At 61.6% G+C, this 13,055-nt stretch carries 13 protein-coding genes and 1 tRNA gene; 7 read left to right on the top strand and 7 right to left on the bottom strand.

Annotated features, from left to right (window positions below; translation table 11 throughout):
• From B7X49_RS13655 to B7X49_RS13665, 3 genes are all read right to left on the bottom strand, one after another.
• Nucleotides 1-257 (bottom strand): hypothetical protein (locus B7X49_RS13655; protein WP_286704856.1); only part of this gene is annotated, 257 nt, incomplete at its 3' end.
• Between the two features lie 1,418 nt (nt 258-1,675).
• On the bottom strand, nt 1,676-2,902 hold the full coding sequence (locus B7X49_RS13660) for a DEAD/DEAH box helicase family protein (protein ID WP_286704854.1): 1,227 nt from the start codon (nt 2,900-2,902) through the stop codon (nt 1,676-1,678).
• A gap of 289 nt (nt 2,903-3,191) precedes the next feature.
• A tRNA-Gly gene (locus B7X49_RS13665) sits at nt 3,192-3,266 on the bottom strand.
• Nucleotides 3,267-3,402: 136 nt separating this feature from the next.
• On the opposite strand from B7X49_RS13665, the gene B7X49_RS13670 reads away from it, so the two are divergent.
• Entirely contained in the window at nt 3,403-3,819 is a 417-nt protein-coding gene (locus B7X49_RS13670) for a PAS domain-containing protein (protein ID WP_286704853.1), read from the top strand.
• Nucleotides 3,780-3,977 carry a hypothetical protein gene (locus B7X49_RS13675; protein ID WP_286704852.1) on the top strand — a complete coding sequence of 66 codons (198 nt, stop codon included), beginning with the start codon at nt 3,780-3,782 and terminating at the stop codon, nt 3,975-3,977. The genes B7X49_RS13670 and B7X49_RS13675 overlap by 40 nt, the downstream gene beginning before the upstream one ends.
• Nucleotides 3,978-4,058: 81 nt before the next feature.
• On the opposite strand, the gene glgX is transcribed toward B7X49_RS13675, so the two are convergent.
• The 3 genes from glgX to B7X49_RS13690 all read right to left on the bottom strand — a co-directional run bounded on the left by glgX (nt 4,059) and on the right by B7X49_RS13690 (nt 8,028).
• Nucleotides 4,059-6,173 (bottom strand): glycogen debranching protein GlgX, encoded by a 2,115-nt coding sequence (gene glgX, locus B7X49_RS13680; protein WP_286704851.1) that lies wholly within the window; start codon nt 6,171-6,173, stop codon nt 4,059-4,061.
• Nucleotides 6,174-6,327: 154 nt separating this feature from the next.
• Entirely contained in the window at nt 6,328-7,068 is a 741-nt protein-coding gene (locus B7X49_RS13685; protein ID WP_286704850.1) for an ABC transporter permease subunit, read from the bottom strand.
• A 30-nt stretch (nt 7,069-7,098) separates the two neighbouring features.
• Nucleotides 7,099-8,028, bottom strand: a complete 930-nt coding sequence (locus tag B7X49_RS13690; RefSeq protein WP_286704849.1) for an extracellular solute-binding protein — start codon at nt 8,026-8,028, stop codon at nt 7,099-7,101.
• A gap of 86 nt (nt 8,029-8,114) precedes the next feature.
• Between B7X49_RS13690 and B7X49_RS13695 the strand changes: the two genes are divergently transcribed.
• From B7X49_RS13695 to B7X49_RS13710, 4 genes are all read left to right on the top strand, one after another.
• Nucleotides 8,115-8,507: a winged helix-turn-helix domain-containing protein gene (locus tag B7X49_RS13695; protein ID WP_286704848.1), complete on the top strand. Its 393-nt coding sequence runs from the start codon at nt 8,115-8,117 to the stop codon at nt 8,505-8,507.
• Nucleotides 8,508-8,645: 138 nt separating this feature from the next.
• A complete protein-coding gene (locus tag B7X49_RS13700) occupies nt 8,646-9,083 on the top strand; it encodes a TspO/MBR family protein (RefSeq protein ID WP_286704847.1) in 438 nt (145 codons plus the stop codon).
• Between the two features lie 42 nt (nt 9,084-9,125).
• Complete coding sequence (locus tag B7X49_RS13705) at nt 9,126-9,755, top strand: ankyrin repeat domain-containing protein (RefSeq protein ID WP_286704846.1); 630 nt, start codon at nt 9,126-9,128, stop codon at nt 9,753-9,755.
• A gap of 137 nt (nt 9,756-9,892) precedes the next feature.
• Nucleotides 9,893-10,444, top strand: a complete 552-nt coding sequence (locus B7X49_RS13710) for an acetate uptake transporter (protein ID WP_029313928.1) — start codon at nt 9,893-9,895, stop codon at nt 10,442-10,444.
• A 187-nt stretch (nt 10,445-10,631) separates the two neighbouring features.
• Here B7X49_RS13710 and metZ read toward each other — a convergent pair whose 3' ends face one another.
• Complete coding sequence (metZ, locus tag B7X49_RS13715; protein WP_286704845.1) at nt 10,632-11,816, bottom strand: O-succinylhomoserine sulfhydrylase; 1,185 nt, start codon at nt 11,814-11,816, stop codon at nt 10,632-10,634.
• Nucleotides 11,817-11,936: 120 nt separating this feature from the next.
• Between metZ and B7X49_RS13720 the strand changes: the two genes are divergently transcribed.
• Nucleotides 11,937-12,893 (top strand): glycosyltransferase family 4 protein, encoded by a 957-nt coding sequence (locus tag B7X49_RS13720; protein ID WP_286839774.1) that lies wholly within the window; start codon nt 11,937-11,939, stop codon nt 12,891-12,893.
• Nucleotides 12,894-13,055: the final 162 nt, after the last annotated feature.

The following is a 13,055-nucleotide window of genomic DNA, read 5'->3' on the forward strand; positions in this document are numbered from 1 at the left end:
TCTCTCCCTCCACCAGCCGCCTCCTTATGAGCCTCCAGAAGGAGTCCAGCTAAACCGCTTGAGATCAGATCGCTACACGATCGAGACCGGACGCTTACATTTCGGGTGACGAGGTGCTTGAGACGATATTGGAGCGTGCGTGGCGGCACAGGCGTTGCCAGGGCGCGCAAAATCTCCGGCGCCGACACGCCGTTGGGGTTGCGCCTCACGGCATCTTCGATCGCTGCCAGTGCTTCTTCTGGGATCTGGTTCGCCAAAGCGGCCTTTCCTGCGCGTAGAATCTAGGTGCAAGAATGATAGATTTAGACGCAAGAATCAAGGCTAGGCGCAAGAATGAGGTCTAGGCGCAATGATAATTGCGCCTAGACGCGGTTAAGGCCCCGGTGCCTTTTTCCCGAACGGCTTGAGAAAATGGGTCTTGATTCCGTCCGGCTTAAGGCGTGCCTTCACAAGTGCCGTTTCGCAGCGCTCCCGCAGCGCATCAGATCTTCCTGGGCTGGACACCAGTTCGAGCAAAATCCCTCGCAGAGCGCCCACTAATTTCGTGATCTCATCGAGACGCAGGGCGAAACTGCCGGCCGGCGTCGCTTTCGCGTCGGCGATCGCCTCCGGCAGCGCCGAGACCCGCAGGGCCTCACGACCAGGATAGGCGTTCTTAAACCAATGCTCGGCTTCAAGGAGCTGGGCATGGTCCTTCTTGTAGAGGGGGTTGTCCTGGTCCTTTTCACTCTTCGCCTCGATAACGAAGTCGAATGTGCTGTCAGTCCGCCAAAGAACATCAGGACCGACACCGTGGATTTTCTCAGGACGGTCTGCCTCGAAGCCAAGGAATGCGCCGAGGTTGGCAAGCGCTTCCTCGTAGCGGCCGGCCGAGGCCTCCGGTACTAGCTCGGCCACCGCCTCGTCGAATTCGGAGATCATGGCACCGCGTTGATCGTACTCGAGCATGCGGCTGACGATCGCTGCCGACTGCCTGCCCGGGAGCGGACGCGGCACGTAGGCAGGCCTGACCTTCGGCGGCGAATGATTGTTATTGACCGTGTAAGCGCTCGTTTGAAGCTTCTGGCCGCGACCTTCGTCTTCCATTTGATAGGCAATGCGGGCGGCTGACGCTGAGAGCCAGGCCCGCCGCTCCGCATCGTCAGCAAGCTCTTTATCGGCGACCAGCTTTTCCAGCGTCTGGATGGCGTTTTCGAATTGTCCGAGTCGCTGCTGGCGAAAGGCCCGCCTTTCAACGCCGGCGACCTTGAGCGCTAGCATATCGATCGGCGCCGCGTGTGCCGCATCGGCCAATTCGGACGCGTGATAGGCGACCCAATCGGGATCACGACTAAGGCATTTCAATATGGTCTGGCCGACCTCCTGTGAGGTTCCAACCGCCTCGCTGACCTCCTGGCCCATCTTGAGCTGAACGCGTGTACTCGCGGTCAAGTGTGCTAGGTTGTTCTTGCGGCCGATCCAGGCAACGAGCTTGCTGCCGATCAGCATAACAACGCAGTGATCGCCGCCTCCACGCGTCCCGCGACCAATACCCTGCTCGATCCGTTGGGCTAGAAGGGATGCAACGGCGGAGTCCGCGACGACATTCATCCGGAACACGTCGTAGTTTGAGGAGCCCTGCGGAAGATTGTCCATCACCAGGAACCGGCAGGCGTCGCCCGCTAGATCGATCCCGTCATAGCGGTTGGCGAGGACGATCGGGCCGAAAGATGAACCCGATTGCATCTCTGCGACACGTTCCGTGACGGCCTTTGTCGTCTCCGGGTATGTCGCGATATCCGTCCATGTCTTTGCCACCGGGCCTGACGGCGCGAGGATCGCCACGCCTTTCTTGTGTTGAGCAAGCCAGGTCGAAATGCCTTTGACCATCGGAGTGATGGGGGCGCCCCCGAGCTTCATTAGCTCCGGGACGAGGATCATGCGCTCGCCGACGCCGGCCAGCGACGTCGATGTGATGGGGCTTGGCTATAGCCTCAGGCGAGGCGCCAAAGGTGCGCACAATCTCGCTGTCGTCGGCGATAGTGGCGGACATGTAGATACGGCGCGCACAATCCTCGAAGGTGGGCACGAGATCGACAGGGGGAAAAATCGGTGTGATCGCCACAGCGGTGCGACTGAAGAGGCAGTGGCAGAAGGCGAGATTGTCACGCAGGAATGGCCAGACATAGGAATCGATCGCGTCGACATGTTGCGAGAGATAGTCCTGCACCTCCGGCAGTTTGCGGTTCCACGCCCAGCTCGGCACCTCGACGACGCCATAATCCTTGCCGTTCGTAATGTCGGAGAAGGTGCCACTGCGCCCAACCTCACGAAAGGCGACGCGAAATCTGCCGGCGAGGTCGGCATAGACGTCCGCATGATCTTTCACCGAAATGGTCAGGGTGAAGGCTTCACGGACCGAGGTTAGGGCAACATGCGCATCGTCAAGGATAATGGCGCCGACCTTGACTGGCGGTCGTCCGTCGCCACGGACACCAAACTTGCTCCGGCCGGTGAACAGCGTTTCATAGGCGCCGACGAGCACGCTCTTGCCATCATAGAACTCGCCGGGCAGGGGCTGTCCCTTAGTGTAGGGCTGCGCTGAGATACCGTACTCGCGGATCTTGGCGAGCACCTGACCGACAAGCTGATTTGTCGGTGCCAAGTAAAGCACCGGTTCGCCGATCTCGTTCATCACCGATTGGGCCATCAGCAACGCGACTAGCGTTTTGCCGCCGCCCGTGTGGAGCTTGACGACGACGTCCTGCTCGTTCCGGCGCAGGAACCAGTTGTCGAGCACCTCCGCCTGGCTGGCATAGAGGTCGTTGATGCCCGGCGGCTTGGGGAGCGCATTGAAGATTTCACGCGGGTTGACCGGCTTCGGCTTCGCCTTGCTTTCCCGCAGCTTCTTAAAATCGACCATCCGCCCCCCCATTTGCCGGCACTTAGCCGACCGTTCGCGTTGGTCAGGCCCCCCGCTTAAGTTGTTAGAGCATAGCTCGAAATTGAGTCCATGGGCCATGATCTGGGCAGACGGCTTCTGCTTCCATCAACATTCGCCTCTCAGCTTGGCGAGGAATCGGGGAGCCAGCTTCGCGAAGGACGCTCCACCGCTGGTACCGCCGTGGACACCATGTGGACACCACACCGGAAAAGCGAAAGGCCGCCTTGCGGCGGCCTTCTCATAACGCTCTGATTTCCCTATGGAAATTTGGAGCGGGCGAAGGGATTCGAACCCTCGACCCCAACCTTGGCAAGGTTGTGCTCTACCCCTGAGCTACGCCCGCGTCCGGCGCTCTGATACTCAGCTCTGCCCGACTTGGCAAGCGGTCGATCATGCCGCTGGCCGATTGCAGGGTTGAAAGCTGGGCGTGGGCGGCGGCCCGGCTGTCCTCCATACCATTGTTGCCCTAAATTGCGGCCATGTCCGAAACCGTGCCCCGGCAACATGCCGAATCCCGCCATTTGCGTCAGATCGTGGCGGGCGTCAGCAACGGGGTCATTCTGGTCAGCATCGACCAGCGGATCACCTGGGCAAACGAGCGCGCGTTGACCATGAACGGCATCGATTCGGTCGAGGCCCTAGGCGAGACCGTGTCGGATTATCGCCAGCGCTTCGAACTCCGCGACCGCAACAACCATCGCCTCGCCGAAGGGCAATATCCGATGGAGCGGGTGCCGAGCGGCGAGGCGTTCGCCGAACTGGTGGTCGAGGTGGCGCCGGCCGGCAACAACGAGACCACCAGGGTGCACCGCATCAAATGCAGGGCGCGCTTGCGAGCCTCGATAAAGCCAGCGACATGTCATCCGCCCAGCGCCGCGCCCAGATCACCAGGCTGATCCGCAAGCGCATCCTCGATGGCAAATTGCCACAACCCGATCGCGCACGGCTCCCCCATCGCGCACGGCTCGATGATCTGGTTTCGGCTGAACTCGGCGTCAACCGCGAGCAGGCGAAGCAGAAAATCGAACTTCGGCTCACGTCGCGCCACGCGTGACGTGTTGATGCGCGGCTAACCCGGCATCAATGCCATCATCGCGGATCTGGCCCGGGGAGCACAGCTTCCCGGGCCGTTGCCTCATCCGCGGCTGAACACCACCACGCTCCGCCCGGTCACCGTGAACACCTCACCGATCGGCAGAACCACCGTCTCGTCGGGTTCCGGGTCGTTGGTGTCGATCACCCTGGTCCAAACCTCGCCGTCCTTGCATGCCGGCAGGGTGAATTCGACGGCGTCGTAATGGGCGTTGAACACCAACAGGAACGTCGAATCATCCTGGCGGAACGCTGAATCGGCGGTCGCCGCCGGGCCATCGATCATCATGCCAAAGCAACGCATGTTGCCATCGCCCCATTGGGCGTCGTCGATCACCGTTCCGTTCGCGTTGATCCACTCAACGTCGCGAACCCCGTCCAGTTCACGGCCGGTCAGAAACCGCGTGTTGCGCAGGGCCGGATGGTCGAGCCGCAGCTTCGTCAGCGTACGGACGAACCGGATCAGCGCCTGGCCGGGCTCACCAATATCCCAATCGACCCAGCTGATCTCGCTGTCCTGGCAATAGGCGTTGTTGTTGCCCTGCTGCGTCCGGCCGAATTCATCGCCGGCCAGCAGCATCGGCACCCCCTGCGACAACAGCAATGTCGCCAGCACGTTGCGCATCTGGCGTGCCCGCAAGGTGGTGATGTCCGGATCGTCGCTCGGCCCTTCGACGCCGCAGTTCCAGGAGCGGTTGTCGCTGCTGCCGTCCTTGTTGTCCTCGTTGTTCGCCTCGTTATGCTTTTCGTTGTAGGTCACCATGTCGTTGAGCGTGAATCCGTCATGCGCGGTGACGAAATTGATCGAAGCCCAGGGCCGGCGTCCCTGGTGATTGAACTCCGCGGCCGATGCGGTGATGCGCGGCGCGAGCTCCGCCGCGGGTGCTTCGCCGCGCCAGAAATCCCTGACCGTGTCGCGAAACTTGTCGTTCCATTCAGACCAGCCCGGCGGAAACCCACCGACCTGATAGCCGCCCGGCCCGCAATCCCATGGCTCGGCAATTAATTTAACCGATCCCAGCACCGGGTCCTGGCTGCACGCCTTCAAAAATCCGCTCTGATTGTCGAACCCGTTCGGCTCACGCGCGAGAATCGTCCCGAGGTCGAACCGGAAACCATCGACATGCATTTCCTCGACCCAGTAGCGCAAACTGTCGGTCACCATCTGCAGGACGCGTGGATGCGACAGGTTCACGGTGTTTCCGGTGCCGGTATCGTTGATGTAATAGCGAGGATTGTCCGGCATCAGCCGGTAATAGCTGGCATTATCGATGCCCTTGAAACTCAGCGTGGCACCTTTTTCATTGCCCTCGGCGGTATGATTGTAGACCACGTCCAGAATGACCTCGAGCCCGGCCTCATGAAACCGGTAGACCATTTCCTTGAACTCGCGCAGGCTGTTCGCGACATCGAACGCATAGCGCGGGTCCGGTGCGAAAAACCCGATGCTGTTGTAGCCCCAGTAATTGGTCAGCCCATTGTCGAGCAGGTGACTGTCGTTGATGAAGGTGTGGATGGGCAGCAATTCGACCGAGGTGACGCCGAGCGATTTGATGTAATCGACTACATGCCGATTGCCCATGCCGGCGTAACTGCCGCGCAAGGGTTCCGGCACGTCCGGATGGCGCATGGTGAAGCCGCGGACATGCGCTTCGTATAGCACCGTCCGGTTCCACCCGATCGGGTTGCGTCCGGGATGGCCGCGCCAGTCGAACCCTGGATCGACCACGACGCATTTCGGCATGAACGGCGCGGAATCCCGATCATCGAAGGTCAGATCATCGCCGGACTCCATTTTGTAGCCGAAACACGCCGGGTTCCACGTCAACGCGCCGGCATGGGCGCGGGCATAGGGGTCGAGCAGCAATTTGTTGGCATTGAACCGATGCCCGGCTTCCGGCTCATAAGGCCCATGCACCCGGTAGCCATAATAGGTGCCCGGCGCCAGATCGGGCACGTAGCCGTGAAAAATCTGGTCGGTGTATTCCGGCAGTTCGAATCGCTCGACTTCCTGCTTGCCGGAACTGTCGAAAATACAGACCTCGACCTTCTCGGCATACGCCGAAAACAGCGAGAAATTAACGCCGTTGCCATCCCACGTCGCCCCACGCGGGTGCGGCACGCCGGCTTTGATCCGGCCGCGCTGAATACTCGCCATGCTGTGTCGCCTTCCTGATGTAATTGCCGCCCGGCCAATCAGCGGCCCGGCTTGAAATGGGGACCGCGCCGGGACAGAAAAAGGGCCGCCGGGCCGAATAGGCGGTGGCCGCAACCGCTCAGGCCGGATTTGAACGGTTCCGGCTCTGCCCGGTTTAGCGCCGGGCACTCCGGCGCAGCAGCCACAGCGGCAAGGGCAGGGCCGCCAGCAGGAACACCCAGAGCAGCGGAAACGTCGCATCCAGCCCGCTGTCCTCCAGATTGACCCACAGACGGATCGGCATGCCCTGCGGAAAATAGGCGAAGATCAGCACGATCCCCAACTCGCCCACCCCGCGCACCCAGGCCAGGGCCAGCGCGGCGCCCAGCCCATCGCGCGCCATCGGCAACATGATGTGGCGGAAAATCTGCCGCTTTGTGACCCCCAGCGTCAGTGCCGATTCCGCCAGTTCCGGGGGGATTTCGGCAAACGCGGCGCGGGCGGCCACCACATAGGTCGGCAAGCCCGCGTAGATCCCGGCCAGCAGAAACGCGGCCGGATTATTGCCGATGATCACGCCGAACCGCCCGAGCAACGCTCCGACCGGCCCGATCGGTCCGTAAAACGCGGCCAGCAGAATGCCCAAGGCCAATGGCGGCGTCAGCAGCGGCAGCAGCAGGAACAACTGCGCCGCATTGTGCAGCCTGCCCTTCGCGTTTGCTAGCCACAGCGCCAGCGGGGTGCCGAGCAGGGCGATCGCCGCCAGCGCCGTCAGACCATATAAAACCGATGTGGCAATTGCTTCGCCGTCAGCGGCGCTCAGCGCGAAATGTGCCCAATCGGTCAACAGGATCAGCCCGGCGAACGGCGCCGCCAGCAGAATAATCGCAAACCCGCCGGCCGCCGCCCTGATCAAGCGCCGGCCGGGGTCTGAACGATGCCCCGCTCAGATCGTGCCGCCTTGCGGCGGGTTGTAACCATATTTGGCAAACAGATCCTGACCCGCCTTGCTTTGCATCATCGCGATGAACGCATGCCCCGCCTTGGGGTTTGGCGCATCATGCGGCACGCACGCATAGAAGACCAAGGGCTGGGTGTGCAACACCTGGGTCTTGCCCTTCAGATCCAGCGTGATCGCCGCCTTCGAATACCACGGCTTGATCATCGAGGGGTCGCTCAGATTGATCTGATTGGGCAGCGGAATGAAGGGCAGTTTGAGCGACTTCACCGCGCTCTCATATCCCGATGTCGCATCGAGCTGGCCCGAATCGAGCCGCGCCAGCAAGGAAGGTTCGGAAAATATCTGCGCGGGATTGAGCGGTGCGCCGAGGATGCGCCGGCTGAGCCCCGGTTGATGATAGAATTTTTCCGCGAGCTCGAAGGTGAACAGGATGTTGCGCCCCTGTGGATCGGTGCGCGGATCGGTCCGGCCGAACCGCAATCCCTTGGTTTCCAGCACCTTGTACCAGGGCTTGCTGCCATCGGCCGCCGCTTTGAGCTCGGGCGCCATGCGCGATTTCGGCGAATACGCAATCACCATCGCCGTGCTCGCCACCGGCGCCGCGTGCCCGACCAGCCCGGCCTTCTGCAACACCGCGATCGGCCCCGGCGTGATCGAGACGAACACGTCGGCCAGCATCGTCTTGGCCGCGATCAGGCGCGCCAGCGCGAAGGCGCCCTGGCCGATGCCATGAAACACCTCACCGCTCTGTGCGGTGAAGGCCGGACCCAGGCCCTTGTTCATCAGCACGCCCATCGATCCCGCATAAGCCACCGTCAACGTGCCGCCTGCAGCCTGCGCCTGGCGTGACATCAATGCCGGCAGCGCCACCGCCGCGCCGATGCCCAAGCCCAGATCACGTCGTGAAATCGCCATTGCCGCCTCCTGCTCAATTTGCTGCGGCACCGATATGTCCGTTCGGACATATCGTCAATCACGCAATTTCGTGATTGAATCCTGGCATGGTGAAACTGCGTCACCCAGAGACGGTCGGCCTGCGCATCCGGGTCGTGCTCGGCGATGGTCTGATCATCGGGCCCGGCCGCGCCGATCTGCTGGACGGCATTCGCGAAACCGGATCGATCGCCGCCGCCGGCCGGCGGATGGGCATGAGCTACAAACGCGCCTGGCAACTGGCCGAAACCCTCAATGCGAGTTTTCACGCCCCGGTCATTGTCGCGGCGAAAGGCGGTGTCGCCGGCGGCGGCGCGCATCTCACGCCGTTGGGCGAAGAGGTGCTCGATGCGTATCGCACCCTGGTACGCACGGCCCATACCGCCGGTGAAACCGCCATCGCTGCCCTCGCGGCCGCCGTCGCCGGGCCTGGTCCGAATGCCACGGATTTCTGCCCGTAGGCGTGGTTTGCATCTTTTCACGTCGGCCGGTCGAGCCTAGATTGAAGCAAAGGAGATCGTGTCTTCCGCCATCCCGAACGCCCTGAACAGAACCGAACGCAAGGTGCCCAGATCTGGGCGTTGGCCGGATTCCTCGGCTTGACCCTCCTTGTCGCGGCTGTCGCCGGCTTGGCAACGGTGCCCAACATCAAGACATGGTACGCGGTTCTGCCGCATCCGCCTTTCACGCCGCCGAACGGCGTGTTCGGGCCGGTCTGGACTGTCTTATATATCGGTATGGCGATCGCGGCTTGGCGCATCTGGCGATGCGGCGACGTGCTGGGCGATCACCAGCGCGCCCTCAATCTGTGGGGCTGGCAACTGGGAGTGAACGCCATCTGGGCGCCGATATTTTTCGCCCTGCACCGCCCCGCTCTGGCCATAGCGGTTATCCTGGCGCTCGACGTTATGGTCACGCTTACCATCATCGCCTTTCGCAGGATTGACCGTATTGCCGCGATCCTGATGGTCCCCTACCTCGCCTGGGGCTGTTTTGCGACCTATCTCACCATCGGGTTCTGGTGGCTGAACCGATGATCGGCTAAGGATAGCACTCGATCTCGCAGGAATCAGTGTTGCATGACAAATAGAGCCCCGATCCGGATTACCGCCGCCATCACGTTGGCTGCCAGTTTTGCCGTCTTCCAGGCTGCTCACGCCCAGATGACCGGCGCAGGCGCCGGCAGCCCGATGGGGATGGCCGGCCCGATGGGTTCAGCCGGCTTGCATTCCCCTCAGGAACCGCAGCAGATCGCGCCGCCCGCGCTTCCTGGTGCATCCGGTGCCGGCAACATCTCGGCCGGCCCGGTGACCACCACCGATGAAGACCCGACCAAGTTGCTGTTTTCCGCGATCAACCATGGCGATTACACCCAGGCGCGCGCCGCGGTCAGCCGCGGGGCCAATTTGAACGCGCGCAACGCGCTCGATGAGACGCCGATCGAACTGGCGGTTGAACTCAACCGCAACAACATCACGTTCATGCTGCTATCGGTCCGCGCCGAGGAAGGTTCCAGCGGCCAGCCGCCGCAAGGTGCGGCCATTGCCGCCTCGGTGCCCGCCGCACACGCAATCCGGAGCGCGCCGACCCATCAAATCATGAATTATCATGCCCAGCAGACGCGGGTGCAGCCGAACGCCGCCTTGCCGGACCAGCCCGGCATCCCCAACCCCGCCGCCGGTTTCCTGGGGTTCGGTAACCACTCATAACGCCCGATCATTTGCCCGCTCATTTTTAGCCGGTTGAATCTCGAAAATTCTTTCGTTAAATTGACGTAAGGTGGTGCGATGCAGTACGGTCGGGTCCACTGTTGAAACGTCGAAGAAACAAGAATTAGGGAGTATTTATGAAACTAGCCAATCCGGCACCACTCGGGTTGTTCGGCTTCGCGCTGACGACCTGGCTGCTCTCCATGATCAACGCCGGCCTGATGCCGGCCGCCGGCATGGGCATGGTTCTCGCCATGGCCTTCGCTTTCGGCGGTACCGCGCAATTCGTCGCCGGCATGATGGAAATGGCGACCGGCAACACCTTCGGCTTCGTGGCGTTCTGCGCCTACGGCGCGTTCTGGTGGAGCTTCGCGCTGTTCGTCGAATTCTTTGCCAAAGGCGTGCCGGGCTTGATGGTCGGCTGGTATTTGCTGCTCTGGGGCTTCTTCACCCTCGCTATGTTCATCGGCACTCTGGCGCTCAACCGCACGCTGCAATTGATTTTTGGCGTGCTGACCATCACCTTCCTGCTGCTCGCCCTTGGCCCGCTGCTCGGCAGCCCGCAATTGTCGGTCTTCGGCGGCTATTTCGGCCTGCTTACGGCGATCCTTGCGTTTTATCTCGGCGCGGCCGAAATCGCAAACGGTACGCATGGCAGGACGATCCTGCCGATCGGCGCAAGAGTCTGAGCCGACGCGTGTGGGGCTGGTGCGATTGCGCCAGTCTTGCGGGCGGTTGGGTTAAGGACGTTCTGCTTTTTTGAAAAAAAGCAGCAAAAAACTTTTCTTAATTTGGTGCTGGGGCGTTTTTGCCCCGACGGACCCGTGAAATCGAAAGTTTTTTTGCTGCTTTTTTTACAAAAAAAGCAGTGCTTCCTCACCCGACCGCCTTTAGCGCTCCATCCAGATCATCGATCAGATCGGCAACATCTTCGAGGCCGATCGAAAACCGGATAATTCCTTCGGTGATGCCCAGTACCGCCCGATCCGCCGGCGCTATCTTGGAATGCGTCGTCGTCGCCGGATGCGTCATCATCGATTTCGAATCGCCGAGATTGTTCGAGATCACGACCAGTTCGAGCGCGTTGAGGAACCGGAACGCCGCCGCCTGGCCGCCCTTCAACGCAAACGTCACCAGGGTGCCGCCTTCGCTCATCTGCGCCCGCGCCAGTGCCGCTTGCGGATGATCCGGCCGGAACGGGTACAGCACCCGCTCGATCGCGGCCTGCCCGGCCAGATGATCCGCAATCGCGGCCGCCGAGCGGCATGATTGCGCCACCCGTAGCGCCATGGTCTCCAGCCCCTTCAGAATGACCCATGCATTGAACGGCGACATCGCCGGTCCGGTATTGCGGGTGAAGGGTTGCAGCGTGTTTTCGATCCACTCCTTCCGCCCCAGCACGGCGCCGCCGAGCACGCGGCCCTGGCCGTCCATATGCTTGGTCGCGGAATACACGACGACATCGGCACCGAATTTGAGCGGGCGTTGCAGCAGCGGGGTCGCGAACACGTTGTCCACGACCACAATCGCCCCGGCGGCATGCGCAAGGTCGCACACGGCGCGCATATCGATAATGTCGAGCATCGGGTTGGACGGTGTTTCGAGCAGCACCAGCGCGGTCTTGTGCACCAGCGCCGCCGCCCAAGCGGCCAGGTCCCCGCCGTCGACGAACACCGCCTCGATGCCATAGCGCGGCAACAGCGTGGACACGATCCAGTGGCACGAGCCGAATAGCGCGCGCGACGCGACAACCCGATCGCCGGTTTTCAAATGACACAACATGGCCGCATGCACCGCGGCCATCCCGGTCGCGGTCGCCCGGCAGGCCTCCGCCCCCTCGATCGCCGCAAGCCGTGATTCCAGCATCGAGACGGTCGGGTTGCCGAATCGCGAATACTGATAGTGCGAGACCTCGCCCTTGAACGTTGCTTCGGCCTGCTCGGCATTATCATAGACAAAGCCGGAGGTCAGGAACAACGCTTCGGCGTTCTCCGCAAAATTGGACCGGATCTGGCCGGCGTGCACGAGGGTGGTGGCGGGGCGATAAGATCGTTTGGTCATGCAACGCCTATATCCCAGTTCTCATCTGCCGCAAAAATTGTTGGCCAATGCGCGCATGTTAATCGGAAATTCACTTCTTGTTGCTATCCCGTTCCCATGCAACGTCCACCCCGCCTTGCCATGATGACACTGCCCACGTTGGACCACTTCACGGCGGACATTCTGGCGCGTCTCCCTGCGGCATCAGGCTGGGAGGTCCAGAAGTTCATGGTCACGAGCCCCGTCACCCTCGCCGCCGCCCTGGAGTGGACGAACCAGCCCGAAACGGATGCGCTCTGGTTCGAGTTCTGTTGGCCCCCCTTCCCGGCCATGATCGATGCGATCGACTTTAATGGCCGCCGCGTCATCGTCCGCGTCCACCGCATCGAAGCGGTCGAAACGCCTTACGTCGCCAACACCGCATGGGCCAAGGTCGACGATGTTATCGTCGTCAGTCCGGACATGCGCGAGCGTGTCCTCGCCGCCGCACCCGAAATCACGGTCACGAGCCGCATCCACATAATTCTCAACGGTGTCGACTCCGCCAGATTCACCCCAAACCAGAGTTGGAACCAATTTCGCCTCGGCTGGTGCGGGCTGATGAACCTACGCAAAAACCCAACACTCGCGTTGCATATCCTATGGAAGCTACGTCAGCGCGACGAGCGCTATCACCTGACTTTGTGTGGCATGGGCGACGAGGCTCTGGCGTCCGAGAGCTTCCTGCACCTCGCTGAAAACCTAGACCTGCTGCGCGCGATCACGTGGGATGGCCGCGTTTCCCAAGCGGACATGCCCGCCTGGCATGCCAGCAACGGCGTCCTGGTGCACACCAGCCTGCATGAGAGCTTCGGCTATGCGATTGCCGAGGCCGCGCTGAGCGGCTGCGACATCGCCATTGCCAGCCATCCCGGTGCCGATACGATTTGGCCCGCCGAAACGCTCTTCCACACGATCGACGATGCGGTAGCCCTCATACAAAACGCCCGGCCCAACCGCTGGCGCGACTACGTTCAACACCGTTTCTGCCTGGACCATCAAATAACGGACATCAGTCGCCTCCTGCAATTCAATTCCCAAGCCGCGTTATCCCAATGATCGGCCCTCAAAACTCGTCTTCAAAAAACAATTCTCTCATGAAAAACCCCGATATATCGATCATCCCGTGCCTATCCGGTTAAGTCAGACACCCACTACATGTGGGGTGGACCCATGCTCCCGAATAAAGCTGGGCATAGGTTGGCGCCTCGGCGCCGCCCG

Origin of the sequence: Acidiphilium sp. 34-64-41 (genome assembly GCF_002282635.1) — a bacterium.
Lineage (GTDB): Bacteria > Pseudomonadota > Alphaproteobacteria > Acetobacterales > Acetobacteraceae > Acidiphilium > Acidiphilium rubrum.

Excerpts from the sequence above, each read along its gene's own strand:
- B7X49_RS13695 (WP_286704848.1), top strand. The coding sequence starts at position 8,115 with ATGGTGAAACTGCGTCACCCAGAGACGGTCGGCCTGCGCATCCGGGTC.
- B7X49_RS13720 (WP_286839774.1), top strand. The coding sequence starts at position 11,937 with ATGATGACACTGCCCACGTTGGACCACTTCACGGCGGACATTCTGGCG.
- metZ (WP_286704845.1), bottom strand. The coding sequence starts at position 11,816 with ATGACCAAACGATCTTATCGCCCCGCCACCACCCTCGTGCACGCCGGC.
- B7X49_RS13705 (WP_286704846.1), top strand. The coding sequence starts at position 9,126 with ATGACAAATAGAGCCCCGATCCGGATTACCGCCGCCATCACGTTGGCT.
- B7X49_RS13675 (WP_286704852.1), top strand. The coding sequence starts at position 3,780 with ATGTCATCCGCCCAGCGCCGCGCCCAGATCACCAGGCTGATCCGCAAG.
- B7X49_RS13660 (WP_286704854.1), bottom strand. The coding sequence starts at position 2,902 with ATGGTCGATTTTAAGAAGCTGCGGGAAAGCAAGGCGAAGCCGAAGCCG.
- B7X49_RS13670 (WP_286704853.1), top strand. The coding sequence starts at position 3,403 with ATGTCCGAAACCGTGCCCCGGCAACATGCCGAATCCCGCCATTTGCGT.
- B7X49_RS13690 (WP_286704849.1), bottom strand. The coding sequence starts at position 8,028 with ATGGCGATTTCACGACGTGATCTGGGCTTGGGCATCGGCGCGGCGGTG.
- B7X49_RS13710 (WP_029313928.1), top strand. The coding sequence starts at position 9,893 with ATGAAACTAGCCAATCCGGCACCACTCGGGTTGTTCGGCTTCGCGCTG.
- glgX (WP_286704851.1), bottom strand. The coding sequence starts at position 6,173 with ATGGCGAGTATTCAGCGCGGCCGGATCAAAGCCGGCGTGCCGCACCCG.